The organism is Kitasatospora sp. McL0602 (assembly GCF_052076145.1).
Taxonomy (GTDB): domain Bacteria; phylum Actinomycetota; class Actinomycetes; order Streptomycetales; family Streptomycetaceae; genus Kitasatospora.
Genome location: NZ_CP197246.1, coordinates 6,084,980 through 6,109,304 on the forward strand (window position 1 = coordinate 6,084,980; position 24,325 = coordinate 6,109,304).

The 24,325-nt window shown below is 73.2% G+C and carries 21 protein-coding genes; 7 read left to right on the forward strand and 14 right to left on the reverse strand.

Annotated elements, in window-relative coordinates; genetic code table 11:
- Positions 1-128: 128 nt before the first annotated feature.
- Positions 129-2,003 (forward strand): BTAD domain-containing putative transcriptional regulator, encoded by a 1,875-nt coding sequence (locus ACR68M_RS27625; RefSeq protein WP_441246843.1) that lies wholly within the window; start codon positions 129-131, stop codon positions 2,001-2,003.
- A 201-nt stretch (positions 2,004-2,204) separates the two neighbouring features.
- Here the strand turns inward: ACR68M_RS27625 and ACR68M_RS27630 are convergent, their stop codons facing one another.
- From ACR68M_RS27630 to ACR68M_RS27670, 9 genes are all read right to left on the reverse strand, one after another.
- The gene (locus ACR68M_RS27630) at positions 2,205-3,338 is read right to left on the reverse strand and encodes an acyl-CoA dehydrogenase family protein (RefSeq protein ID WP_441246844.1); all 1,134 of its coding nucleotides are present in this window, start codon (positions 3,336-3,338) and stop codon (positions 2,205-2,207) included.
- Positions 3,335-4,513 carry an acyl-CoA dehydrogenase family protein gene (locus ACR68M_RS27635; RefSeq protein ID WP_441246845.1) on the reverse strand — a complete coding sequence of 393 codons (1,179 nt, stop codon included), beginning with the start codon at positions 4,511-4,513 and terminating at the stop codon, positions 3,335-3,337. The genes ACR68M_RS27630 and ACR68M_RS27635 overlap by 4 nt, the downstream gene beginning before the upstream one ends.
- Before the next feature lies 1 nt (position 4,514).
- On the reverse strand, positions 4,515-5,741 hold the full coding sequence (locus ACR68M_RS27640) for an acyl-CoA dehydrogenase family protein (protein WP_441246846.1): 1,227 nt from the start codon (positions 5,739-5,741) through the stop codon (positions 4,515-4,517).
- A gap of 2 nt (positions 5,742-5,743) precedes the next feature.
- Positions 5,744-6,775 carry a phosphotransferase family protein gene (locus ACR68M_RS27645; RefSeq protein ID WP_441246847.1) on the reverse strand — a complete coding sequence of 344 codons (1,032 nt, stop codon included), beginning with the start codon at positions 6,773-6,775 and terminating at the stop codon, positions 5,744-5,746.
- A gap of 140 nt (positions 6,776-6,915) precedes the next feature.
- Positions 6,916-8,373 (reverse strand): catalase, encoded by a 1,458-nt coding sequence (locus ACR68M_RS27650; protein ID WP_441246848.1) that lies wholly within the window; start codon positions 8,371-8,373, stop codon positions 6,916-6,918.
- Between the two features lie 155 nt (positions 8,374-8,528).
- The gene (locus ACR68M_RS27655) at positions 8,529-10,187 is read right to left on the reverse strand and encodes an APC family permease (protein ID WP_441246849.1); all 1,659 of its coding nucleotides are present in this window, start codon (positions 10,185-10,187) and stop codon (positions 8,529-8,531) included.
- A 334-nt stretch (positions 10,188-10,521) separates the two neighbouring features.
- Positions 10,522-11,070: a COG4315 family predicted lipoprotein gene (locus tag ACR68M_RS27660; protein WP_441246850.1), complete on the reverse strand. Its 549-nt coding sequence runs from the start codon at positions 11,068-11,070 to the stop codon at positions 10,522-10,524.
- 285 nt (positions 11,071-11,355) lie between these two features.
- Positions 11,356-11,601: a hypothetical protein gene (locus ACR68M_RS27665; protein ID WP_441246851.1), complete on the reverse strand. Its 246-nt coding sequence runs from the start codon at positions 11,599-11,601 to the stop codon at positions 11,356-11,358.
- 3 nt (positions 11,602-11,604) lie between these two features.
- Positions 11,605-12,651 (reverse strand): GlxA family transcriptional regulator, encoded by a 1,047-nt coding sequence (locus tag ACR68M_RS27670; RefSeq protein ID WP_441246852.1) that lies wholly within the window; start codon positions 12,649-12,651, stop codon positions 11,605-11,607.
- Between the two features lie 133 nt (positions 12,652-12,784).
- On the opposite strand from ACR68M_RS27670, the gene ku reads away from it, so the two are divergent.
- On the forward strand, positions 12,785-13,747 hold the full coding sequence (ku, locus tag ACR68M_RS27675) for a non-homologous end joining protein Ku (RefSeq protein WP_441246853.1): 963 nt from the start codon (positions 12,785-12,787) through the stop codon (positions 13,745-13,747).
- Positions 13,748-13,756: 9 nt separating this feature from the next.
- Here the strand turns inward: ku and ACR68M_RS27680 are convergent, their stop codons facing one another.
- A complete protein-coding gene (locus ACR68M_RS27680; protein WP_441246854.1) occupies positions 13,757-15,169 on the reverse strand; it encodes an NADP-dependent succinic semialdehyde dehydrogenase in 1,413 nt (470 codons plus the stop codon).
- A 50-nt stretch (positions 15,170-15,219) separates the two neighbouring features.
- The gene (locus ACR68M_RS27685) at positions 15,220-15,501 is read right to left on the reverse strand and encodes a DUF6158 family protein (protein ID WP_441246855.1); all 282 of its coding nucleotides are present in this window, start codon (positions 15,499-15,501) and stop codon (positions 15,220-15,222) included.
- A gap of 112 nt (positions 15,502-15,613) precedes the next feature.
- On the opposite strand from ACR68M_RS27685, the gene ACR68M_RS27690 reads away from it, so the two are divergent.
- Positions 15,614-16,621 (forward strand): PHP domain-containing protein, encoded by a 1,008-nt coding sequence (locus tag ACR68M_RS27690; RefSeq protein ID WP_441246856.1) that lies wholly within the window; start codon positions 15,614-15,616, stop codon positions 16,619-16,621.
- Between the two features lie 4 nt (positions 16,622-16,625).
- A complete protein-coding gene (gene ligD, locus ACR68M_RS27695) occupies positions 16,626-17,522 on the forward strand; it encodes a non-homologous end-joining DNA ligase (RefSeq protein WP_441246857.1) in 897 nt (298 codons plus the stop codon).
- Here the strand turns inward: ligD and ACR68M_RS27700 are convergent.
- Genes ACR68M_RS27700 through ACR68M_RS27710 form a run of 3 tightly spaced genes read right to left on the reverse strand, consistent with a single transcriptional unit; the run spans position 17,519 to position 20,702 of the window.
- Complete coding sequence (locus ACR68M_RS27700) at positions 17,519-18,553, reverse strand: hypothetical protein (protein ID WP_441246858.1); 1,035 nt, start codon at positions 18,551-18,553, stop codon at positions 17,519-17,521. The genes ligD and ACR68M_RS27700 overlap by 4 nt on opposite strands.
- The gene (locus tag ACR68M_RS27705) at positions 18,550-19,782 is read right to left on the reverse strand and encodes an MFS transporter (RefSeq protein ID WP_441246859.1); all 1,233 of its coding nucleotides are present in this window, start codon (positions 19,780-19,782) and stop codon (positions 18,550-18,552) included. The genes ACR68M_RS27700 and ACR68M_RS27705 overlap by 4 nt, the downstream gene beginning before the upstream one ends.
- Before the next feature lie 2 nt (positions 19,783-19,784).
- Complete coding sequence (locus tag ACR68M_RS27710) at positions 19,785-20,702, reverse strand: glycosyltransferase (protein WP_441246860.1); 918 nt, start codon at positions 20,700-20,702, stop codon at positions 19,785-19,787.
- Between the two features lie 403 nt (positions 20,703-21,105).
- On the opposite strand from ACR68M_RS27710, the gene ACR68M_RS27715 reads away from it, so the two are divergent.
- From ACR68M_RS27715 to ACR68M_RS27725, 3 genes are read left to right on the forward strand one after another with little or no spacing between them, the layout of a single operon-like run.
- Complete coding sequence (locus tag ACR68M_RS27715; RefSeq protein WP_441246861.1) at positions 21,106-22,485, forward strand: sugar transferase; 1,380 nt, start codon at positions 21,106-21,108, stop codon at positions 22,483-22,485.
- Between the two features lie 56 nt (positions 22,486-22,541).
- The gene (locus ACR68M_RS27720; protein WP_441246862.1) at positions 22,542-23,591 is read left to right on the forward strand and encodes a Gfo/Idh/MocA family protein; all 1,050 of its coding nucleotides are present in this window, start codon (positions 22,542-22,544) and stop codon (positions 23,589-23,591) included.
- Positions 23,585-24,289 carry an acetyltransferase gene (locus ACR68M_RS27725; protein WP_441246863.1) on the forward strand — a complete coding sequence of 235 codons (705 nt, stop codon included), beginning with the start codon at positions 23,585-23,587 and terminating at the stop codon, positions 24,287-24,289. The genes ACR68M_RS27720 and ACR68M_RS27725 overlap by 7 nt, the downstream gene beginning before the upstream one ends.
- Positions 24,290-24,325: the final 36 nt, after the last annotated feature.

Consider the following 24,325-nt stretch of genomic DNA (forward strand, 5'->3'; position numbering starts at 1 on the left):
GCGGGAACCCCTGGCCGGACACCACGTGCCGGGGCAAGATCACCCCCGGCACGGCACAGGCGACCTGCGGACGAGCTGACGCTCACCGCCCACCCGAGTCGCCCGGTCGGCCAGGATTCGGGGGAATCGTGATCTCGTTCGGGGTGCTCGGGCCGCTGGTGATCCGAGCGGACGGCCTGCCGGTCGCCGCGCCCGGCGGCACCATGGGGACGGTGCTCGCCGCGCTGCTGTTCCGGGCCGGGCGGGCCGTCCCGGTCGGTGAACTCGCCGACCGGGTCTGGGAGGGCGGCCGGGTGCCCCGGGACTGCCGTTCGGCGCTCCAGGTGCACGTCAGCCGGCTGCGGCGGCGCCTGGAGCCGGTCCGGACGGCGCGACTGCTGACCCAGCCCGGCGGGTACCTGCTCCAACTCGACCCGGAGGAGCTGGATCTGCACCGGTTCGACACGCTGCTCTGCGCCGGGCGCCGGGCTGCGGCCCGGCGGGACTGGGCGGTGGCCGAGGCACGGCTGGCCGCCGGGCTGGCGCTCTGGCGGGACAGCCCGCTGACCGACCTGCCGTACGGCCCGCTGCACCGGGACGAGGTGCAGCGGCTGGAGGAGTCCCGGCTGCGGGCCCTGGAGGGCTGGATCGAGGCCGGCCTCGAACTCGGCCGCCACCACGAGGTCGTCGACGCGGCGGCCGCCCTGACCGCAGAACACCCGCTGCGCGAGGGGCCGTTGGCGCAGGCGATGCTGGCGCTGCACCGGTGCGGCCGGGTCGCCGAGGCGCTCGCCGCCTACCGGGCCGGCCAGGCCCGGTTCCGGGAGGAGCTCGGCATCGAGCCCGGCGAGCCGCTCCGGCGGCTGCACCAGCGGATGCTCGAGGGCGACCCGACCCTGCACCGCGCCGCCGAGCCGGACGGCCCCGTACTGGTGCCGCCACCGGTCTGGGTGCCGTCCCAACTCCCGTTCGACCTGGCCGACTTCACGGGCCGGGTCGCGCAGCTGGCGGCGCTGGCCGCGCGGTGCGTGCCGGCCACCGCACCGCCCGGCGCGACCGCACTGGCGACGGTGACCGGCACCGGCGGTGTCGGCAAGACCAGCCTGGCCGTGCACCTCGGGCACGCCGTCCGGGCCCGCTACCCCGACGGGCAGCTGTACGCCGACCTGCGCGGCTCCGGTCCCGGCCCCGCCGCCGTCGCACCGGCCGAGCTGCTCGCCCGGTTCCTCGTCGACCTCGGCACCGACCCGGCGGCGGTGCCGACGGGCGAGGAGGCCCGCGCGGTGGCGTACCGCAGCCTGCTCGCCGACCGGCGGGTGCTCGTCCTGCTCGACGACGCTGCCGACTCCGCGCAGATCCGGCCGCTGCTGCCCGGCGCAGCAGGCTGCGCGGTGGTCGTCACCAGCCGGAACCGCCTGTGCGGGCTCGACGGCGCCGACCGGATCGACCTCGACCTGCTCGAACGGCCCGAGGCCCGAGCACTGTTGGAGCGCCTCGTCGGCTCCCGGGCGGTCGCCGCCGACCCGGTGGCGACCGACGGGCTGTTGCGGGCCTGCGCCGGGCTCCCGCTGGCGATCCGGATCGCGGCGTCCCGGCTGGCCGCCGAACCGGGCTGGACGATCGCGACCCTGGCCCGGCGGCTGGCGGAGGACGGCCGCCTGCTGGACGAGCTGTGTCACGAAGACCGGGCCGTACGCACCGCCTGCGAGGCCGACTACGTGCGACTCGCCGCCACCGAGGCCCGCACCCTGCGGATGCTCGGGCTCTGGGACGGGCCCGATCTCGGCCCCGAGGCGGTCGCCGCGCTGCTCGGCTGCACGCCGACGGCTGCCGAACGCTCACTGCGGGAGCTGCGCGCCCGGCACCTCCTCCAGTCGGCCACCCCTGGCCGGTACGGCCCGCAGGGCCACTTCCGGGCGTACGCCGCCGAACGGGTAGCGATCGAGGAGACCGCCGAGGCTCGGCAGACGGCGCTGACCCGGCTGCTCGACTGGACCCTGCGGAGCTGGGACGCCGCGCCATGACCGGCTGCCGGTGCCACCCTCTGCGGCGGCTCCGGCCTGACCCCGGCGGTGGGGCGCCAGGGTCAGGCCGGGTCGGGAGGGCGTCGGTCAGCTGGCGTTGGAGGTGATCGGAGCCACCGTGACGCCTCCGGGGAGGCAGCCGATCGGTTCGGCCGCGGCCACTCTGGCAGCGCCCGCCAACCGTCGGCTTTCAGCGGGCTTTCACCCCCTGCGGTCGGCACTCACCGGCCCTGGGAGGTCTGCCAACAGGGCCAGCGCGGCGCGGTGGTGGCCCGGGGTGCCGAGGGCGATCTGATCGGCCTTGGCGCGCTTGAGGTAGAGGTGCGCGGGGTGCTCCCAGGTCATGCCGATGCCACCGTGCAGCTGGACGCACTCCTCCGCCGCCCGTACGGCCAGCGCGCCGCAGTGGGCCTGGGCCACCGCCACCGCGACCGCCGCGTCGGCGCTCCCGGTGGCCAGGGCGTCCGCCGCGTACCGGGCGGCGGCCCTGGCGCCGACCGTCTCCAGCCAGAGATCGGCCAGGCGGTGCTTCAGGGCCTGGAAGGAGCCGAGCTGGCGGGCGAACTGCCGACGGTCCTTCAGGTAGGCGACGGTGGTGGCGAGACACCACTCCGCCACCCCCAGCTGTTCGGAGGCGAGCAGCCCGGCGCCGGTCAGCAGGGCCTGCTCCAGCGCGGCCGGGGCGGTCTCCGAGCCGGCCAACTTCCGTGCGGGGGCGGCCTGCAGCGTCACGTCGGAGACCGGCCGGGTCAGGTCCAGCGAGGTGCGGCGGGCCACGCCGACCCCGGTGGCCGCCGCCTCCACCGCGTAGAGACCCGGCCCGTCCGGACCGACGGCCGGCACCACCAGCAGGTCCGCCGCCGAGGCGTCGGCCACCGAGGTGACCCGGCCGGTCAACGTGCCGTCGGCGTTGACCTGGTTGGTGTCGAAGGGGGCCGCGCCCGGTGGTGTGGAGAACGGTACGGCCAGCACCGCCGTCCGGCTGCCGTCGGCCAGCGCGGGCAGCAACTCGACCGCGCCGCAGCCGAGCAGCGCCGTGGTCGCGAGCACCGCGCTGCCGAGGAAGGGCACCGGGGCGACGCTGCGCCCGAGCTCTTCGAGCACCACCGCCGTCTCCCGCAGGCTCGCCCCCGCCCCGCCGTACTCCTCCGGCACCTGGAGACCGGCCACACCCAGCCGGCCCGCCAGGCTGTGCCAGAGGCCCGGATCGTGCGGCTGGGCGCTCTCGCAGCGGGCCAGCACCGCGCTCGGCGGGCAGTGGTGGGTGAGCAACGCCCGGACGCTGGAGCGGAGTTCCTCTTCGATCTCGGAGTACAGCAGATCGGGTGAGCTCATCGGGGGAGGTCCTTCCAGGGCAGGTCCTTGTCGGTGCGCGGCTCGCCGGGCAGGCCCAGCACCCGTTCGGCGATGATGTTGCGCAGGATCTCGGAGGTGCCGCCCTCGATCGAGTTGCCCTTGGCGCGCAGGTAGCGGTACCCGGCCTCGCGGCCGGTGAAGTCGACCGTCTCCGGCCGGGTCATCGTCCAGTCGTCGTACGCCAGCCCCTCCTCGCCGAGGAGTTCGACCTCCAGGCCGCTCAACTCCTGGGCGAGCCGGGCGAAGGCGAGCTTCATCGCGGCGCCCTCGGGGCCGGGCTGGCCCTGGGCGAGCTGCTGGCGCAGCCGTTCGCCGGTGAGCCGGGCGACTTCGGCGTCCGTCCAGCTCTTCAGCAGGCGCTGGTGGAGCTCGTGGGTGCGCAGCTCCGGCCGTCGGCGCCAGGTGTCGGCGACGATGCCGACCATGCCGCCCTCGCGCGGGGTGGCCTGGCCGCCGATCGCCACCCGTTCGTTGTTGAGCGTGGTCTGGGCGACCTGCCAGCCCTCGCCGACGGCGCCGAGCCGGTGCGCGTCGGGGATGCGGACGCCGGTCAGGAACACCTCGTTGAACTCGGCCTCGCCGGTGATCTGCCGCAGCGGGCGGACGTCGACCCCGGGGTCGGTCATGTCGCAGACGAAGTAGGTGATGCCCTTGTGCTTGGGCACCGCCGGGTCGGTGCGGGCGATCAGGATGGCCCAGCGGGCGGTGTGGGCACTGGAGGTCCACACCTTCTGGCCGTCGACCGTCCAGCTGTCGCCGTCCAGCACCGCGCGGGTGCCGAGCGCGGCGAGGTCGGAGCCGGCGCCGGGCTCGCTGAAGAGCTGGCACCAGACCTCCTCGCCCGTCCAGAGCGGGCGCAGGAAGCGGGCCTGCTGCTCGGCGGTGCCGTAGCGCAGGATGGTGGGGGCGGCCATGCCGAGACCGATGCCGATCCGGCTCGGTTCGTTGTCGGGTGCCCCGGCGGCGGTCAACTCGGCGTCGACCACGGCCTGCTGGGCGCGCGGTGCGCCGAGGCCGCCGAGCCCGGCCGGGAAGTGCACCCAGGCCAGCCCGGCGTCGAAGCGGGCCCGGAGGAAGTCGAGGCGGTCGGTGGTGGCGGGGTCGTGAGCGTCGAGCAGGGCGCGGACGCGCCCCCGCAGCTCCTGGTGGTCCAACTCAGCTCTCCTTCTCCAGCAGCTGCCGCTTGAGCTCGCGCCGGGCGAGCGATCGCCTGTGCACCTCGTCGGGGCCGTCGGCCAGCCGCAACGTCCGGTTTCCCGCCCAGAGTTGGGCGAGCGGGGTGTCCTGGCTTACACCGGCCGCGCCGTGCGCCTGTACGGCCTTGTCGAGGATCCACTCGACCGCCGCGGGCACGGCGATCTTGATGGCCTGGATCTCGGTGTGCGCGCCCCGGTTGCCGACGGTGTCCATCAGCCAGGCCGTCTTCAGGACCAGCAGCCGGGCCTGCTCGATCCGTACCCGGGCTTCGGCGATCCAGTCCTGCACCACGCCCTGTTCGGCCAGCGGCTTTCCGAAGGCGATCCGCTCGGAGACCCGGCGGCACATCAACTCCAGGGCCCGCTCGGCGATCCCGATCGCCCGCATGCAGTGGTGGATGCGGCCGGGGCCGAGCCGGGCCTGGGCGATCGCGAAGCCGTCGCCCTCGCCGCCGATCAGGTTCGCGGCGGGCACCCGGGCGTCCTCGAAGAGGATCTCGGCGTGCCCGCCGTGGTCGGCGTCCTCGTACCCGAAGACCGTCATGCCCCGGCGCACCGTCACGCCGGGGGTGTCGCGCGGCACCAGGATCATGGACTGCCGGCGGTGCGGCTCGGCGGCCGGGTCGGTCTTGCCCATCACGATGAAGATCCGGCAGTTCGGGTTCATCGCCCCGGTGATGTACCACTTGCGGCCGTTGACGACGTAGCTGTCGCCGTCCCGCTCGATCCGGGTGGTGATGTTGGTGGCGTCGGAGGAGGCGACCTCGGGCTCGGTCATCGCGAAGGCCGAGCGGATCTCCCCGGCGAGCAGCGGCTTCAGCCACTGCTCGCGCTGTGCCTCGTCGCCGAATTCGTTGAGCAGCTCCATGTTGCCGGTGTCCGGGGCCGCGCAGTTGAGGGCGGCGGGCGCGAGCAGGATCGAGCGGCCGGTGATCTCGGCCAGCGGCGCGTACTGGAGGTTGGTCAGCCCCGCGCCCGCCTCGCCGGGGAGGAAGAGGTTCCACAGCCTGCGGGCCTTGGCCTCGGCCTGGAGCTCGGCGACGACGGGCGGGATCGTCCACGCCTCCCGTGCCGGGTCGGCGAGTTGGGCGGCGAGCAGCGGCTCGGCGGGGTGCACGTGCTCGGCCATGAAGGCGAGCAGCCGGCCGCGCAGCTCCTCCGTCCGGGCGTCGTAGGCGAACTCCATGGTCACCGCTCCTTCAGCGAGGTGAGGCCGAACCGGACGAAGAGGGGTACGAGTTCGCCGACCCGGTCGAAGCCGGCGCCGACCGTGCGGCCCTGGCCGTACCGGTAGTGGATGCCCTCCAGCACCACGGCGAGCTTGAACGAGGCGAAGCCGACGTACCAGCCGAGCGCGGAGACGTCCCGTCCGGAGCCGGCGGCGTAGCGGCCGACCAGTTCGGCGGTGTCGGGGAAGCCGGGGGCGAGTGCCGCGCCGGGCAGGATGCCGTCGTACTGCCGGGCGAGTTCGGTGTACATCACGAGCAGCCCGAGGTCGGTGAGCGGGTCGCCGAGGGTGGACATCTCCCAGTCGAGTACGGCCTTGATGCGGTCGTCCGGGCCGACCAGCACGTTGTCGAGGCGGTAGTCGCCGTGCACCAGGGCGGGGGCGGGGGAGTCGGGCAGCGTCTCGGCCAGGCGGCTGTGCAGCTCGTCGATGCCCGGCACCTCGCGGCTCCGGGAGGCATCCAACTGCTTGGCCCAGCGCCTGAGCTGCCGCTCCAGGAAGCCCTCCGGGCGGCCGACGGCGGCGAGGCCGACGGCGGCCGGGTCGATCGCGTGCAGGTCGACCAGGGTGTCGGTGAGGTGCAGGCCCAGCGCGTGCACCCGCTCTTCGCCGAGGGCGCCGAGGGCGGCGGCGTCCCGGTGCGGGGTGCCCTCGACGTACTCCATCAGGTAGAACGGCGCGCCGAGGACCTCCGGGTCCTCGGTCAGCAGCAGCGGCCTGGGCACCGGCACGGGCGTGGGGTGCAGGGCGTCCAGCACCCGGTACTCGCGGGTCATGTCGTGCGCGGTGGCCAGCACGTGCCCGAGCGGCGGGCGCCGCAGCACCCAGGCGCTGTGGCCGTCCTCCAGCAGGTACGTGAGGTTCGACCGGCCGCCCTCGAAGAGTCTGGCCCGCAGCGGCCCGCGCACGGCGCCGGGCAGCCGGGTGTCGAGGTGCGCGCGGACCCGGGTGAGGTCGAGGCCGGGCGGGCTGTCGGGGTGGTCGTCACTCATGGCGTCCTCGGAGGTCGGTGTGACTAAGCGCTTGCTTAGCTTCCCCGGCCCTCACCACCTTGTCAACGCTCCCACCCGCAGACCTTCCCCGGGCAGCACGAAGGGGCGCGGGAGACCCGCGCCCCTTCACTGCGGGTGTCTCACCCGCCGTTGACCTTCGCGGCGATCCGGTCACCGAGCGCCTTGTCGATGTTGCGCCAGTACTGGAAGGCCCGCTCCAGCACCGGGGCCGACACCCCGTTCTGCAGATGCCCGGCGACGTTGGAGATCAGCCGCTCGCGGGCCGCGTCGTCCATCACCTGCCGGACGAGCGTCCCGGCCTGCCCCCAGTCGTCGTCCTCGGCGTGCAGCGGGTAGGCGGCGCGCACCATCTGCCCCTGCACGTCCCAGCCGAGCGGGCCGCCCCAGAGGTCGGGCCGGGCCGCCGGGCCGTCGTGCGAGTTCGGCGCGTACGGCGTGGTGGCCCGGGAGGCGTCGAAGCGCATCGGCCCGTCCTTGGCGTACGAGTGCACCGGCACGTGCGCCCGGTTCGGCGGCAGCTGGGCGTAGTTGGGGCCGATCCGGTACCGGTGGGTGTCGGGGTAGGAGAAGATCCGCCCGAGCAGCATCTTGTCCGGCGAGACACCGATGCCGGGCACCAGGTTGGAGGGCTCGAACGCGGCCTGCTCGATGTGCACGTGGTAGTTGTCCGGATTGCGGTTCAGCGTCATCCGGCCGACCTCGATCTCGGGGAAGTCGCTGTGCGGCCACACCTTGGTCAGGTCGAAGGGGTTGAAGCGGTACTCCCAGGCCGCCTCGAAGGGCATGATCTGCACCTTGAGCGTCCAGGACGGGTGCTCGCCGCGCTCGATCGCGGTGTAGAGGTCCCGCAGGTGGGCGTCCGGGTCGACGCCGGCCAGCGTGTCGGCCTCGGCCTGGGTGAGGAAGTCGATGCCCTGGTCGGTCTTGAAGTGGTACTTCACCCAGGAGCGCTTGCCGCTCGCGCTGACCCACTGGTAGGTGTGCGAGCCGTAGCCGTTCATGTGGCGCCAGGTCTTCGGGATGCCCCGGTCGCCCATCAACCAGGTGACCTGGTGGGCGGATTCGGGGCTGAGCGTCCAGAAGTCCCACTGCATGTCGTTGTCGCGCAGGTGGGTGTCCGGGCGGCGCTTCTGCGAGCGGATGAAGTCCTGGAACTTGATCGGGTCGCGGACGAAGAAGACCGGCGTGTTGTTGCCGACCAGGTCGTAGTTGCCCTGCTCGGTGTAGAACTTCAGCGCGAAGCCGCGCGGGTCACGCCAGCTGTCCGGGGTGCCCAACTCGCCCGCCACGGTGGAGAACCGGGCCAGCATCTCGGTCCGCTTGCCGGGCTGGAAGAGATCCGCCTTGGTGAACTCGCTGACGTCCTGGGTGGTTTCGAAGATGCCGTACGCGCCGCCCCCCTTGGCGTGCACCACCCGCTCGGGGACGCGTTCCCGGTTGAACTGCGCCATCTTCTCGATCAGGTAGTGGTCGTGGAGCAGGATCGGGCCGACGGCTCCGGCGGTCAGCGAATCCGAGTCGCTCTCGACCGGGACACCGGCGTTGTTGGTGGTGTACGGGACGTGTGCATCGGACATGGTGGGAGGGCCTCCTTGCGGTACGTGAGGTACCAGCCGGGGGCAGCGGGCGCTCCGCTGCGGCCGCTTCCGACTGAATCACCGACCGACCACTCCCACAACCGCAGGAGGCCCGGCCGGTGAGCACCGGCCGGGCCTCCTGCGGTCTCACGGGGTCAGTGACCGCCCGCGTCGACCACCTCGATACCGGCGACGTTGCGCTCGATCTCCTCGGCGGGCAGCGCGACCTTGATCGCCCAGTAGTAGATGCCGACGGAGAAGGCGGCGATCAGTGCCATGTCCCACCAGAGCGGCAGGTTGCCGGTGCCGCCGAAGCCGCCCTGCCACGAGATCAGGCCCATGCCGATCAGGTAGACCGGCAGCCACTGGGCCGCCTTCCAGTCCAGCCGGGGCGCGTTCGGCAGACCCTTGCGGATCGCGTACGCCGCGTAACCGCCGAGCAGCAGGTAGCCGAGCAGGATCGCGAAGCCCAGGCGGGAGAGGGTGTGCCAGCCGGACCAGTACATGATCAGGCTCGCCACGGCGAACGAGAGCGGGGCGATCACGCCACCGCCGGGCAGCCGGTACGAGCGCTCACGCTCGGGCAGCCGGGCCCGCAGGGCGCCGAAGGCGAGCGGGGCGCCCGCGTACATCAGCACGCTGGCGGAGGTGATGAAGCCGACCAGCTCCTGCCAGCTGGGGAAGGGCAGGAAGCAGACCACGCCGGTGATGAAGGACATCACCAGGCCGAACCACGGCACGCCCCGGCGGTCGACGCGTTCGAAGACCTGCGGCGCGTAGCCGTTCTTGCTGAGGCCGTAGGAGATCCGGGAGGTGGAGGTGGTGTAGATCAGGCCGGTGCCGCCGGGGGAGACGATGGCGTCGAAGTACAGCACCCAGGCCAGCCAGCCGAGGCCGACGACCGTCGCCAGGCCGGCGAAGGGGCCGCTGATGCCGGCGAAGTCGAGCTTGTCCCAGCCGCCCGCGAAGGCGGCGGTGGGCAGGGCGGCGATGAAGACGACCTGGAGCAGGGTGTAGATCAGGGTGCCGATGGTGACGGAGCCCAGCACGGCGCGGGGGATGTCGCGCTTGGGGTTCTTGCTCTCACCGGAGAGCTGGATGGCCTGCTCGAAGCCGAGCAGGGCGAAGATGATGCCGCTGCTGCTGATCGCACCCAGGATGCCCTTCACGCCGAACGGCGCGAAGCCGTGCGAGGTGAAGTTGGAGCCGTGGAAGTTGGTCAGGGCCAGCAGGAAGATCGTCAGCAGCGGGACGAAGATCTTCAGCCAGGTCGCGACGCTGTTGGTCGCGGCCAGTACCCGTACGCCGAGGAAGTTCACCGCGACGAAGACGCCCATCAGCAGCACCGCGACGATGAATCCGCTGGTGGTGAGGGTGCCGTCGGCGGCCAGGAAGCTCTTCGCGAACTCCCAGTGACCGGCGTAACCGATCATCGCCTCGACCTCGATCGGGGCGACGGTCGCGGCCTGGAGCCAGGAGAACCAGCCGAAGGACATGCCGGCCAGGCCGCCGAACGCGTAGTGCGGGTAGCGGGCGGTGCCGCCGGCGACGGCGAACAGGCCGCCGAGCTCGGCGTGCACGAAGGCGAGCAGCGCGATCGCGACCGCGCCGATGCCCCAGGAGATGACGGCGGCGGGGCCCGCGACGACGACGGCGTTCTTGGCGCCGAACAGCCAGCCGGAGCCGATGATCGAGCCTACGGAGGCCCAGAGCAGGCCGATCAGGCCAACTTCGCGGCGCAGCTTGCTGCCGCCTCCTGGCGAACCGGTGGATTTGGTGTCCGTCAGGACGGCGAGCTGGTCGGCAGATGCCATGGGGGATGACCTCTCGGAAGACGGCAGGGGTGGTGAGAGTTGCCCAAGGCTAGGCGGAGGTTCTGGCCTCGCAACAGCCGCCGATTCCGAATAGTTACATTCAGCGGGTCATTTTCACGATCGCCGCACAGCGTGTACGTGCTCCGTCATATCCGCAGGTCAGATGCCACTTGAGCATTTCTTGAGGTTTCTCTGAATGGGATTGTTCATCAGGGTCACGCATAAGAATGTGGCAAATCAGCGGTGAATTCGGGGCCGCTCCGGCGGATTATGCGGGCAGGAGTCGATCTTTCATGCGGTGCAGGACCTGACCGCTGGGTGGGACGCCGCCCGGTCAGCCGCCCATCGCGGCGTCCACCCGGGCCGCCTTGCCGACCTTGTCACCCACCGCGTTCGCCACGTACCAGATCGAGTCGAACTGCTCCTGCAACTGTCCGTTGGCGTCGCCCACCGCACTGTCACCAGCGAACCGGTACAGCGGGCGGCCCTTGTAGAGCACGGCGACGCTGCCGTCCGGGCGCGGGGTGGTGCCGATCAGCCCGGCGTCGGCGCCCGCACCCGCCACGGGCGGGCCGGTGGTGGTCACGGCCGGCCAGGCGGCTGCGCAGGCGTCCGCGCAGGTCGACTGGACGGAGGTGTCGGCGTCGAAGAGGTAGAGCGTGCGGCCGGTGCCGTCGACCAGGATCGGCCCGAGTTCGCCGACGGCCGCCACCGCGACCGTCGTGCCCGGCTTCGGCATCGGCGCGGCGACCGCGGCGGGTGTCGGGGAGGCCGGGCTCGGCTCGGCGGAGCTCGGGGCGCTGAGCGGGGGCAGGGTCGGGGCGGCGCAGCCCGTCCCGACGGCGGTGAGCAGGGCGAGGGCGGCCACGGGGGCGAGGCGCATCGGGGCTCCTGGTAGCGGTGGGTTTATCCCACTACCGCAGCCGCCCGGTCCGCCGTCCACCCCGCCGGGGGCGCCGTCAGCGGATGGGGGGACGCGGTTGGCCCGGATGGGCCCGAGGCCCTAGGCCCTGTCCGGCCGATCTTGCCGGGCGCGCGACGCCGGGCATCCCGGCTGGACGCACCGCCGGAGCGGCCAAGTACGGCCCAGTACGAGGCCGCCCCGGCGGCACGCCCAGCCGGGCGCCCAACGCCGCGCGCTGATCCGCCAAGATCGGCCGGACAGGCCCTAGTCCGCCGTCCAGACCGTCTCGTCGCCGCCCCGCCAGCCGACCAGCTCGGGGTCGGCGAGATCGGGGTCGTCGACTCCCGCCCGGCGGATGAACTCCGCCACGTCGGCCGCCGTGAACGCCTTGCCGACCGCCCGCCCGTAGATCTCCACCCGCCGGTACGGTCTGGCCCCGCCGGTGGGCGGACGCACGACCACCGGCGGGGTGAAGATGTCCCCGTCGGAGGGCCCCAGTGATCCGTTCATGTCTCAAGTGTTGCTCGCCGAAGCCCGTCCTGGCAGACCGGCGCTGCGCCGGGCGGGTGCAGCGGCGTGGTGCGGCGGGTGGTGCGGCGGGTGGTGCGGCGGGGCGGCGAAGCGTCGGCGGTACTCGGACGGCGGCGAGCCGAGCGCCTGGGTGAAGGCCCGCCGCATCGCCTCGGTGGTGCGGTAGCCGGCGGCGCGGGCGACCTGCTCGATGCCGTCGTCGGAGTGCTCCAGCAGGCGGCGGGCGGTCTCCAGCCGCACCGCGTCGACGTAACGCCCCGGGGTCACGCCGACCTCGGCGGTGAACGAACGGGCGAACTGGCGCGGCGAGAGTGCCGCCCGCCGGGCCAGTGCCGGGACGGCCAGGTCGGCGTCCGGGTGGTCGGCGATCCACTGCTGCACCTCGCGCAGCGGCTTGCGGTCCGCGAGCTGCGCCGCCAGCTGGGTGCTGAACTGGGCCTGGCCGCCCGGCCGTCGGAGGAACATCACCAGGTGCCGGGCGATCAGCAGCGCGGCCTCCCGGCCGTGGTCCTCCTCGACCAGCGCGAGCGCCAGGTCGATGCCCGCCGTCACCCCGGCCGAGCTGGAGATCCGCCCGTCCCGGACGAAGATCGGATCCGGGTCGACCTCGACGTCGGGGAAGCGCCGGGCCAGCGAGGCGCAGTGCGCCCAGTGCGTGGTGACCCGCCGCCCGGCCAGCAGACCGGCCTCCGCCAGCAGGAAGGCCCCCGTGCACACCGACACCACCCGCTCGGCGCCCGCCGCCAGCTCCGCCACCCGGCGGACCAGCTCCGGCGGCGGCTGCCGACTGCCCCGGCCGCCCGGCACCAGCAGCGTGTGCGGGGTGCCGCAGGCGTCGAGGTCCGCGTCCGGCAGCAGCGTCAACCCGCTGCCCGTCCGCACCGGCCGCCCGCCGAGCGAGGCGGTGCGCAGCTCGTACGGGCGCTGCCCGCTCGCGGGGGCCGCGCCGGAGAAGACCTCCCACGGGCCGGTCACATCGAGGCTCTGCACGGTGTCGTAGAGGACGAAGAGCACGCTTCTGCCGGTCACGGGCCCAGCCTGGCAGCGGAGGCGGATGGCAGCAATGACCTGCATCCCACCTTTTCTGCCATGCCGCCGGTGGGGAGGGCACGTCCGGGGAGGGAGGAGCAGCATGGAGGGGAGCGATCTGAGGAGGTCGGCGATGGCCAGACCGATCTGGACCGGCACCGTGAGCTTCGGGCTGGTCACCGTGCCCGTGGGGGTCTATGCGGCGACGGAGGACCACTCGCTGCACTTCCGGCAGCTCCAACGCGGCACCTCCGACCGGGTCCGCAACCTGCGGGTGAACGAGCGGACCGGCAAGGAGGTCGAGTACGGCGACATCGTCAAGGGGTACGAGGTCGCAGAGGGCGAGTACGTCGTCATCGAACCGGCCGAGCTGGACGGGATCTCGCCCGGCCGCTCGAAGACGATCGAGATCAACGGGTTCGTCGAGCTGGAGAAGGTCGACCCGATCTTCTTCGACAAGACCTACTACCTGGGCCCCCGGGGCAAGGAGTACGCCAAGGTCTACGCGCTGCTGCAACGGGCGCTGGCCGAGACCGGCCGGGCCGGGGTCGCGAACTTCGCGATGCGCGGCAAGCAGTACCTGGCGGCGGTGCGGGCCGAGGGCGACCTGCTGGTGCTCCAGACCATGCACTACGCCGACGAGGTCCGTGACCCGCGCCGGGAGGTCGACAACCTGCCCGAGCAGGCCGAGCCGCGTGCACAGGAGCTGGCCGCCGCCCGGCAGTTGATCGAGGCGCTCAGCGTCGACTGGGATCCGGACGCCTACCACGACACCTACGCCGACCAGGTGCGGGCGCTCGTCGAGGCGAAGCTCAACGGCGAGGAGACCGTCACCGCCGGGCCGACCCCCGAGTCGACCAACGTGGTCGACCTGATGGACATGCTCCAGCGCAGCCTGAGCCAGGCGGGCGCAGCCGGTGTTGCGGCTGAGCCCGAGGCGGAGCCGGCGGACCTCGCCGGGCTCACCAAGGCGGAGCTGTACCGGATGGCCACCGAGCAGGGCGTGCACGGGCGTTCGACGATGAGCCGGGACGAGTTGCAGCAGGCGCTGGAGGCGGCCGGGAAGCCGGGGCGGCGGCTGCGGGCGGTCTCCTGAGGCTTCCGGCTAGTTGGTGTGCCCCAGCCAGACGGTGGTGACGTTGCAGAACTCCCGGATGCCGTGCCCGGCCAGCTCGCGGCCGTAGCCGGAGCGCTTCACCCCGCCGAAGGGCAGCGCCGGGTGCGAGGCGGTCATGCCGTTGAAGAACACGCCGCCCGCCTCGATGTCCCGTACGCACACCTCGCGCTCCGCCGGGTCGGTCGTCCAGACGCTGGAACTCAGCCCGAACGGTGAGTCGTTGGCGGTGGCGACCGCCTCCGCCAGGCTGCCGACCCGGTAGAGGGAGGCGACCGGTCCGAACGCCTCCTCGTGGTGCAGCCGCATCTCGGGGGTGACGCCGGTGACGACCGTCGGCGGGTAGTACCAGCCGTCGCCGCCCGGCTGGCCGGGGGTGCCGTCCAGGCGGACGCCGCCGGTCTCGACCGTCGCGCCGTGGGTGACGGCATCGCTCACCAGGGCGGCCAGGTCGTCCCGGCCCTGGCGGGTGGCCAGCGGGCCCAGCTCGGCGCGTTCGTCCGCCGGGTCGCCGACCCGCAGGGCGCGCAGCTGCGCGGTGAAGGCGGCGGCGAAGGCGTCGTACACGTCGGTGTGGACGATGAAGCGCTTGGCCGCGATGCAGGACTGGCCGTTGTTCTGCACCCGGGCCCGGACGGCCGTCCGGACGGCTTCGGGCAGGTCGGCGCTCGGCAGGACGACGAAGGGGTCACTGCCGCCCAGCTCCAGCACGCTCTTCTTCAGCGCGTCACCGGCGACCGCGCCGACCGACCGGCCCGCGCCCTCGCTGCCGGTCAGCGTCACGGCCGCCACCCGGTCGTCCCGGATCACGCCCTCGACCGCCGCCGAACCGATCAGCAGCGTCTGGAAGCAGCCCTCCGGAGCCCCGGCCCGTCGGAAGATCTCCTCCAGGGCGAGCGCCGTGCGGGGCACGTTGGAGGCGTGCTTGAGCAGCCCGACGTTGCCGGCCATCAGCGCGGGAGCGGCGAACCGGACCACCTGCCAGAGCGGGAAGTTCCACGGCATGACCGCCAGCACCGGGCCGAGCGGCCGGTACCGGACGAGCGCGGCCGCCGCGCCGGAGTCCGCCGTGTCCTCGTCCGCCGGGTGCTCGTCCGCGATCAGTGCGGCGCCGTGGTCGGCGTACCAGCGCAGGGCTCGGGCGCACTTGGCGGCCTCCGCGCGGGCCTGCGCGATCGGCTTGCCCATCTCGGTGGTCACCGTCCGGGCCAGGTGCTCCTGCTCGGTGTCGAACACCCCGGCGGCCCGGCGGAGCAGCTCGGCGCGGAACTCGAAGCCGACGCCGCGGTACTCCCGGAAGGCGGCCTCGGCGCGGGCCAGCCTCGCCTCCAGGCCGTCCGGGCCCAGCGGCTCGAAGGTCTCCAGGGTCTCGCCGGTGGCGGGGTTGACGGTGGCGATGGGCATGCTGCGCCCCCTCGGCTGGGGATGGGCCCACGGACTGACGGGTCTGGGGACTACTGCGGATGGGCCTCGGTCTCGGCCGCGGCCTCGCGGGCGCGGGCGCCCGACCTGGTCCGCCCGGCCGTGACCTGGCGGGTGGGGAAGCGGCGGACGAACTCGGCCTCCAGCTGCCCGGTGCGCAGCGTGTGGCGGCGCAGGGCGTCCTCCGAGCCGTAGAGGAAGGTCTCGTGCCTGGTGCGGTGCAGCTGGGCCAGCTCCCGTACCAGGACGTCGTTGTGCAGGGCATCCGGCGGGACACCCTCGGTGCGGTCGGCAGCGGTGGCGGGGTACGACATGGACGTGCCTCCTCACGTGGGCGCCCCCTCCCTGTCGAGTGCCCGGGTGGCGGCGGCGGAAACCGCTCAGCCGGGTGGTTTCCCCACGGGCCCCGCCGGGCACGGAGGCCACATGGACCCCGTTCAGGTACTGGAACGGATCGCCTTCCTGCTGGAACGCGAGCAGGCCTCGCCGTACCGGGTGCAGGCCTTCCGGCACGCGGCCGACGCCGTCCGCGCCCGGCTCGCCCAGGACCCGGACCAGCAGGCGCTCGCCGCACGGGCCACCGACCTGCCCGGCGTGGGGCCGACCACCGCCAAGGTCGTCACCGAGGCCGTCGCCGGGCGCACCCCGGCCTACCTCGCCGAGCTGGAGCAGCGGGCCCGCACCCCGCTGGCCACCGGCGGGGAGGAGTTGGCGGCGGCCCTGCGCGGCGACTGCCACCTGCACTCCGACTGGTCGGACGGCGGTAGCCCGATCGAGGCGATGGCCCGCACCGCCCGCGAACTCGGGCACGAGTGGGCGGTGCTCACCGACCACTCGCCCAGGCTCACCATCGCCCGGGGGCTCAGCCCCGACCGGTTGCGCGAGCAGCTGGAGGTGATCGAGGCGCTGCGGCCCGCGCTCGCGCCATTCCGGCTGCTCACCGGCATCGAATGCGACATCCTGGACGACGGGAGCCTCGACCAGGAGGACGACCTGCTCGGGCAGCTCGACGTGGTGGTGGCCTCCGTGCACTCCAAACTCAGGATGGAGCCGATGCTGATGACCCGTCGGCTGCTCGCCGCCGTCCGCAACCCGCACACCGACATCCTCGGCCACTGCACCGGCCGCCTGATCGGCGACAAGCCGCGCCCGGAGTCGCGCTTCGACGCCGCCAGGGTCTTCGCCGCCTGCGCCGAATCCGGCACCGCCGTCGAGATCAACTGCCGCCCCGAGCGCCGCGATCCGCCCGCCCTGCTGCTCGACCTGGCCGCCGAGTCGGGCTGCCTCTTCGCCGTCGACACCGACGCCCACGCACCCGGCCAGCTCACCTGGCAGGCGTACGGCTGCGCCCGCGCCGCGAAGGCGGGGCTCGGCCCCGAGCGGATCGTCACCACCTGGCCGGCCGAGCAGCTGCTCGCCTGGACCACCCGGTGACGCCGTGCCCACCGCAGCGGACCCGACCGCGGCCGTCACCGAGATCGACGGCCACCGCCTGCGGCTGACCCACCTCGACCGCGTCCTCTACCCCGAGACCGGCTGGACGAAGGCCGCCGCGCTCCGCTACTACGCGCTCGTCGCGCCCCGGCTGCTGCCGCACCTCGCGGGCCGCCCGGCCTCCTTCCTGCGCTTCCCCGCCGGGGTCGACGGGCAGCGGTTCTGGGCCAAGCACCTGCCGGGCGGCTCGCCGGACTGGCTGACCACCCTGCACGTCACCCACAGCGACGGCGAGTTGGAGCAGGTCGTGGTCGCCGACCTGGCCACCCTGCTGTGGGCCACCAACCTCGGCGCGCTCGAACTGCACGTACCGCAGTGGCGGCAGACGCCCGAGGAGCACGACCGGCTGGTGATCGACCTCGACCCCGGGCCGGGCGTCACGGCGGTCGAGTGCTGCGCCGTCGCCCTGCTCGCCCGGGAGCTGCTGCACGCGGACGGGCTGACCGCCTGGCCCAAGACCTCCGGCGCCAAGGGGATGCACCTGCTGGTGCCGCTGCGGCCGACGCCCGCGCGGGCCGCCTCCGACTACGCCCGGCGCCTCGCCGGTCGGCTGCGGGCGGAACACCCCGGGCTGGTGGTCGACCGGATGGAGAAACGGCTGCGGGCCGGGCGGGTCTTCGTCGACTGGTCGCAGAACAGCAGCGCCAAGACGACCGCCGCACCGTACTCCCTGCGGGCCGGGCAGGCACCGGGGGTCTCCACCCCGCTGGAGTGGGCCGAGCTGGCGGCCGTCCGGCGGGCGGAGCAACTGGTGTTCACCCCCGAGCAGGTGGCGGAGCGTGGCACGGACCCGTGGGCGGGAGTGCTGGACGTGGCGAACTGGGGTGTTCTGCCAGGCTAGTTGAGCGGTGTGGGGGAGAAGCCGCCGTGCAGCAGGAGGGTGGGGGTGCCGGTGCCGTCGGCGGGGACCTGCCAGAGGTCGGAGCTGCTCCGGCCGGGGACGGGGAGGGCGTAGGTGACGGTGTGGTCGTCGAGCCAGGCGGCCTGGTCGTCGACGCTGTGCGGCTCGGCGAGCAGGGTCTCGTGCAGGGTGGCGAGGTCGAGGACGGCGAGGTGCCAGGGGTTGGTGGTGGAGGTGGTGACGCGCTTCTTGAAGACCAGCCGGGTGCCGTCGGGGGAGAGCGAGGGGCACTCGAGGTTCTCCCGGAGCACCGTGAGCACCCGCTCGGCGAGGTCGCCGCGGACGAGGTAGGTCTTGCCGGTGCTGATCGGCGACATGGTGGCGTAGAAGGTGTTGTCGTCCGAACTGAAGGTCACACCCCAGAAGTTGCGGTCCACGGGCAGGTAGGAGGCGCCGTCCTTGCGGACGTCGAAGTCCTCCAGGGTCGCGGTCAGGGCGCCCGTCCGGACGTCGAGGATGGAGGTGCGGGTGGAGAAGGTGTTGGAGGCGTAGGAGTCGCCGGAGGTGAAGACCGTCCAGGAGGCCATCCGGCCGTCGGCGGAGATCCGGGCCCGGTTGGGGGCGCCCGCCCCGAGGTCGATCTCGCGCCGCACCTGGAGCCGGTCGTCGAGGATCCTGACCTGATGGCTGGGGACGGCGCCGTACGTGGTGCTGAGGCAGACCACCGTCCCGGCGGCGGCGTACACCCGCTCGCAGGAGGTGTGCCCGACGGCGCGCGGGCCGGCCGGGTCGGTGACGTCGACCGTCGCCAGGAAGCCGTAACCGGGGCCCTGTTCGGTGTCGCGGAAGAGCAACTTGCCGTGCGCAGCGGTGAGATCGAGCTCCTGGGCGGCCGGTGCGGCACCCGGGCCGTGATGGCGTGTCACCTCCTCGCGGTGGGCGGCGTGCAGGCCGTAGGCGATGCCGACGGCGGCGAGCAGGGCGACGGCCAGGGCGAAGACGAGGATGCGGCCCCGGGTGAAGGTGGTCATGCCGCTGGGGCCTTCCTGAGCACGAGGGCGGTCGCGGGCAGGCAGAGCAGCAGCGCCGCGCCGAAGAGTTCGAGGGTGGTACGGGGGCCGGTCAGGCGGTAGAGCACGCCGAAGAGCAGCGAGGAGGCGAACATGGCGAGCGCCTGGAGGCTCTGCAGCACCGCGAAGCCGGAGGTCCGCGCCGGGCCGGGCAGCAGCCGGGCGGTGTGGGCCATCAGCGGCGCGTCGGTGGCGGCGTAGAAGGTGCCGTGCAGCAGCAGGGCGACGGCGAGGACACCCGGGCCGCTCCAGGAGGTGGCTAGCAGCACCAGCAGGGCCAGGAAGCAGAGGTGGCCGCCGAGGTAGAGCCGCCACGGGCCGAAGCGGTCGGCGAGCGCGCCGAGCGGCAGCGAGAGCAGCAGGTACGGCGCGGCGGTGCCGAGGGCGAGCAGCGGGAACCAGCGGGCCGCCAGGTCGTCCTGGCGTTGCAGCGTCAGGTAGACGAAGGCGTCGCTGATGGTCGCGGTCTCCAGCAGCACCACGCACAGGCAGGTGCGGCGGAAGGCGCGGTCGCGCAGCAGGTCGAGGCCGGCCCGCAGGGCGGGGCGGGCCCGGCTGAGCGGTTCGCGCTGGTCGCGGACGAAGAGCAGCAGCATCACCACGCCCACGGCCGCGACGCAGAAGCTGGCGACGAAGACGGCGTCGTAGGCGGTGGCGACGGCCGAGAGCAGCGCGAAGGCGACCAGCGGGCCGCAGAACGCCCCGGCGGTGTCCATCATGCGGTGCACGCCGAAGGCGCGGCCCTGCGTCTCGGGGGTGCTGGAGAGCGAGATGAGCGCGTCGCGCGGGGCCGTCCGCAGGCCCTTGCCGCTGCGGTCGACGGCGAGCACGGTGCTGAGGCCGGGGAGCGAGGCACCGGCCGCCGGGAGGGCCAGCTTGCAGAGGGCGGAGAGCCCGTACCCGGCGGCGGCGACCAGCTTGCGGGCCTGGAAGCGGTCGGCCAGGTGGGCGCCGACCAGCCGGAGGAAGACCGAGGCGCCGTTGAACAGCCCGTCCAGGAAGCCGGTCTGGAGCATGGTGAGCCCCAGCACCGAGGTGTAGTAGAGCGGGAGCACCGAGGAGACCATCTCGGAGGAGATGTCGGTGAGCAGGCTGACCAGCCCGAGGGCCAGCACGTTGGCGCTGACCCGGCGGGCGGCGGAGGCGGCCGGGCGGTGGTGGTCGGCGGAGCGGGAGGAGGAGAGATACACCGTCAGACCAGGTTCTCGGCGGTGGGCCTGGTCCGCAGCCGGGCCGGGCTGAGCAGGGCGGCGGCGGCCCGGCGGCTCCGCCGGTGGCCGAGCAGCGCGCGGGAGCCCTCGCGGAGCAGGGTGGCGAGCCAGAACAGCGCGGTGGCCGGGGCGGTGTGGCGCTGCCGGAACAGCCGCACCTTGTTGAGGGTGAGCAGCGTCCAGAGTCGGGGCGAGACCTCGGAGTCGCCCTCCAGGTGGACGGCGTGCGCCTCGGGGGCGAGCCGGGTGCGGTGGCCGAGATCGCGGGCGCGCAGGGCGTACTCGGTCTCCTCCGAGTAGAGGAAGAACGACTCGTCCCAGGGCCCGCAGGCCCGTATGCAGGCCCAGGAGATCAGCAGCGCCGCGCCGGTGGCCCAGTCGGCGGTGGTGCCGGTGCGGTAGGCGGCCTCGGCGGTGACGATCTCGCCGAGCCTCGGGTAGCGGCCGGCCCGGCGGTTGCCGAGCAGGGCCTCGCCCCAGGCGCGCAGCACGGCCGGTTCGCGGCGCAGCGAGTGCGCCAACTCGCCCGACTCGCTGGTGAGACGGGGTACCACGATGCCGGTGCCCGGGTCGTCCAGCCGGTCGATCATGGTGGCGACGCAGCCCGGTGCGAGCCGGATGTCGGGGTTGAGCACGAGGACGGCGGTGCAGGGCCCGACCTGGGCCAGTGCGGCGTTGATCGCGGCGGCGTACCCGGCGTTGTAGCCGGTCTGGACGATCCGGGCGGACGGCACGGCACTGCGTACGACGGAGAGTGTCGCATCGGCTGACGCATTGTCAGCGATTGTCAACTCCCAATCCACACCTTCGAGTCCGTCCTCCAGCGAAGCCAGCAGGTCGGGCAGTACCTGGGCGCTGTTCCATGTGACCACAATCACTGCGACAGTCGCAGCTTCCATCGAAACCCCTCGCCGCGGGTCGGTCCGCTCGATCGTCGGTGATGGTGCGGGGCCAAGTATGCGTGGTCGCAGGCACGCTGGTCAGCGAATCCGTGGAACGGCCCGATGGCCCGCCGAAGGGGCGCACAGGGGGCGCATGTTGAGGGAGGGAGTCCGCCTCTCCACCGGACAACCACATAGTTGGAGAGATTGTTAGCGGTTTGTCCGTCCTGGGGCGGTCGGTGCGGCTACCTTGCTCCTTGGGGATCGCGTGGTGCGACGCGAGCAAGTCCGGGCCCTGGTGGGGGATATCTGTGGCCCGTTGCTCGCCGTTCTAGTTGGACAACATTCGTCGGGCGCACCGGCTGGGGGGCACAGCATGGCCGTTGAATCGGCCGCACGTTCGGACAATTACCGTGATGTCATGACACCGCGCGATCTGCGCAGGAGATGGCATCGCGACCAGATACTCAAACTCGTCGCGGTGGACCTGCTGGCGGGAGCCGCCGCCGCGCTGGTGGTGTACTTCTGCCATGGTCGGTCGGAGGTCTACACCCTGCTGCCGGTGCTCTGGCCGGCCGCCCTGATCGCGGTACGGGCCTACGGGCACCGCCAGTTAGGCCGGTCGACACCGGACTACGGGCGGATCACCCGGGCCGCCGTGGCGCTCGGTGTGGCAGTCGTCTTCAGCTCCGAGCTCGTGCTCGGGCAGGACCGGCTGGTCCACGACGCGGTCCTCGGCCTCGCCGGGGCCGCCGCACTCAGCGCGTTGCAACGCAGCCTGCTCCGGGTGCGGACGCTCGCCCACTGGGCCGCCGGGCGCAACCTGCGCCGGGTGGTGGTGATCGGACACCCCGACTCCGTCGCGGCGTTCGTCGACGCCCTGGCCCGGCAGGGCCCGCACGGCATGCACCTGGTCGGTGCCTGCCTCACCGCACCGGGCGAGGCCGGGCTGCCGGTGCTCGGCCGCAGTGAGGACATGCTCTCCGTGGTGCGCCGCACCAACTGCGAGACGGTCGTCGCCCTGCCCGACCAGCAGCTCGACCAGACCGCCCTGCGCAGCCTCGGCTGGCAGCTCGACAGCGAGGGCGTCCAGCTCATGGTCAGCCCGATGCTCGCCGACGTCGCGGTCGAGCGGCTCAGTGTGCACGCGGTGGGCGGGCTGCCGCTGCTGCACGTCCGTGCGCCGATCCGCTCCGGACCGGCCCGGCTGCCCAAGGAGGTGCTCGACCGGCTGCTCGCCGCGCTCGGGCTGATGCTCCTCACGCCGCTGCTGCTGGTGCTCGCCATGCTGGTCCGCGCCAGCAGCCCCGGGCCCGCCTTCTTCCAGCAGCGCCGGGTCGGCCTGGACGGCGAACCGTTCACGATGCTCAAGTTCCGCACCATGCTGCACAACGCGGAGACCCTGCGCAGCGAGCTGGCCGAGCTCAACCTGAACGGCGACGGGCCCCTCTTCAAGATGCGCCAGGACCCGCGCACCACCGCCGTCGGGCGCTTCCTGCGGCGCTACTCGCTGGACGAACTGCCGCAGCTCTTCAACGTGCTGGCCGGCCACATGTCGCTGGTCGGCCCCCGGCCGCCGCTGCCGGAGGAGACCCTCGACTACGACGAGGTGACCCGCCGCAGACTCCTCGTCAAGCCCGGCCTGACCGGCCTCTGGCAGGTCAGCGGACGCTCCGACCTGCCCTGGCACGAGGCCGTCCGGCTCGACCTCAGCTACGTCGACAACTGGTCGCACACGCTGGACGCGCTGATCCTGCTGCGCACCACCGGTGCGGTCGCCCGTGGCAAGGGGGCGTACTGACCATGACAGTGAACACCTTCGACATATCTGACGGACCATCAGAAAGGCCGCTCGCCGTGACACCTCCGCTGGGGCTCGCCGTGATCGGGGCCGGGTACTGGGGCCCGAACCTGATCCGCAACTTCCAGGCGTCCCCCGAGTTCCGGTTGCGCTGGGTCTGCGACCTGGACCGGGCCCGTGCCGAGCGGGTGCTCGGCGGGTACTCCACCGTCACCGCGACCGACGATTACGCGGCCGTGCTCGCCGACCCGGAGGTCGCCGCCGTCGCGGTCGCCACCCCGGCGGGCACCCATCTGGCCGTCGCGATGGCCGCGTTGGAGGCGGGCAAGCACGTGCTGGTCGAGAAGCCGCTCGCCGCGACCGGCGCCGAGGGCCGGGCCCTGGTCGAGGAGGCCGAACGCCGGGGCCTGGTGCTGATGTGCGACCACACCTACTGCTACACCCCTGCCGTCAGCCGCATCCGCGAGCTCGTCCGCTCCGGCGAGATCGGCGACATCCAGTACGTCGACTCGGTGCGGATCAACCTCGGGCTCGTCCAGAAGGACGTGGACGTGCTCTGGGACCTCGCCCCGCACGACCTCTCCATCCTCGACTTTGTCCTGCCCGAGGACGACCGGCCGGTCGCCGTCGCCGCGCAGGGCGCCGACCCGATCGGCGTCGGCCGCTCCTGCGTCGCGTACCTGACGCTCCAGCTGGCCTCGGGTGCCATCGCGCACGTGCACGTCAACTGGCTCTCCCCGACCAAGGTGCGCACCACCATGGTCGGCGGCTCCAAGCGCACGGTGATCTGGGACGACCTCAACCCGCAGCAGCGGCTCGCGCTCTTCGACCGGGGCGTCGACCTGGCCCGGCCGGACGAGCTCGACCCGGGCGAGCGGCGGGAGCTGCTGGTCAGCTACCGCTCCGGCGAGATGGTCGCCCCGGCGCTCGGCGAGAAGGAGGCGCTGCGCGGCGTGGTCGAGGAGTTCGCCGCCTCGATCCACGAGCAGCGGGCGCCGCTCACCGATGGGCGCGCGGGTCTGCGGGTGCTGGAGATCCTGGAGGCGGCCACCCGCAGCCTGGCCCAGGGCGGCGCTCTGGTGCCGCTGACGGGCGGGCCGTGCTGAGGCGCGTTGCGGGCCGCCGGGCCGGGCCCGAGCTGGTGATCGTCGGGGCGGGCGGCTTCGGCCGGGAGGCGGCCGAGGCCGCGGTCTCGGCCGGCTGGCGGCTGCGCGGCTTCCTCGACGACAACCCGGCGCTGCACGGCGAGCGGGTGGACGGCGTGCCGGTGCTCGGCCCCGCCGAGCTGGTGCACGAGCTGCCGCGCGCAAAGGTGCTGCTCTGCGCCGTCAACCCCCGGGTCTACAGCAGCCGTTCGGCCCTGGCCGAGCGGCTGGCGCTGCCCGAGTCGCGGTACGCCACCGTGCTGCACCCGAGCGCCGACATCGCCGCCAGGGCCGAGATCGGCCCCGGCAGCGTGCTGCTCGCCCAGACCGTCGTCACCGCGCGCGCGAGCATCGGCGCGCACGTCGCGGTCATGCCGCAGACCGTGCTGACCCACGACACCGAGGTCGCCGAACTCGTCACCCTGGCAAGCGGGGTGCGGCTCGGCGGCAGCTGCCGCCTGGAGCGTGGCTGCTACATCGGGGCGGGCGCGTTGCTGCGGGAGGGCACCACCGTCGGACGGGGGTCACTCGTCGGCATGGGGTCGGTGGTGCTGCACGACGTGCCCCCGCAGGAGGTCTGGGCCGGGAGTCCGGCGCGATACCTGCGGGCGGCGGCCGGGGCTGCGGGGCGGGCCGCGGAGCCCGTACCGGTGCCCTGAAGTTACGGGGACTGCAAGGGAAGTGGAACCAATGAA

What these genes read in the sequence shown, in the direction of transcription:
- ACR68M_RS27630 (WP_441246844.1), bottom strand. Translation starts at nt 3,338, where the DNA reads ATGAGCTCACCCGATCTGCTGTACTCCGAGATCGAAGAGGAACTCCGC.
- ACR68M_RS27640 (WP_441246846.1), bottom strand. Translation starts at nt 5,741, where the DNA reads ATGGAGTTCGCCTACGACGCCCGGACGGAGGAGCTGCGCGGCCGGCTG.
- ACR68M_RS27645 (WP_441246847.1), bottom strand. Translation starts at nt 6,775, where the DNA reads ATGAGTGACGACCACCCCGACAGCCCGCCCGGCCTCGACCTCACCCGG.
- ACR68M_RS27650 (WP_441246848.1), bottom strand. Translation starts at nt 8,373, where the DNA reads ATGTCCGATGCACACGTCCCGTACACCACCAACAACGCCGGTGTCCCG.
- ACR68M_RS27655 (WP_441246849.1), bottom strand. Translation starts at nt 10,187, where the DNA reads ATGGCATCTGCCGACCAGCTCGCCGTCCTGACGGACACCAAATCCACC.
- ACR68M_RS27660 (WP_441246850.1), bottom strand. Translation starts at nt 11,070, where the DNA reads ATGCGCCTCGCCCCCGTGGCCGCCCTCGCCCTGCTCACCGCCGTCGGG.
- ACR68M_RS27665 (WP_441246851.1), bottom strand. Translation starts at nt 11,601, where the DNA reads ATGAACGGATCACTGGGGCCCTCCGACGGGGACATCTTCACCCCGCCG.
- ku (WP_441246853.1), top strand. Translation starts at nt 12,785, where the DNA reads ATGGCCAGACCGATCTGGACCGGCACCGTGAGCTTCGGGCTGGTCACC.
- ACR68M_RS27680 (WP_441246854.1), bottom strand. Translation starts at nt 15,169, where the DNA reads ATGCCCATCGCCACCGTCAACCCCGCCACCGGCGAGACCCTGGAGACC.
- ACR68M_RS27685 (WP_441246855.1), bottom strand. Translation starts at nt 15,501, where the DNA reads ATGTCGTACCCCGCCACCGCTGCCGACCGCACCGAGGGTGTCCCGCCG.
- ACR68M_RS27690 (WP_441246856.1), top strand. Translation starts at nt 15,614, where the DNA reads ATGGACCCCGTTCAGGTACTGGAACGGATCGCCTTCCTGCTGGAACGC.
- ACR68M_RS27700 (WP_441246858.1), bottom strand. Translation starts at nt 18,553, where the DNA reads ATGACCACCTTCACCCGGGGCCGCATCCTCGTCTTCGCCCTGGCCGTC.
- ACR68M_RS27710 (WP_441246860.1), bottom strand. Translation starts at nt 20,702, where the DNA reads ATGGAAGCTGCGACTGTCGCAGTGATTGTGGTCACATGGAACAGCGCC.
- ACR68M_RS27715 (WP_441246861.1), top strand. Translation starts at nt 21,106, where the DNA reads ATGACACCGCGCGATCTGCGCAGGAGATGGCATCGCGACCAGATACTC.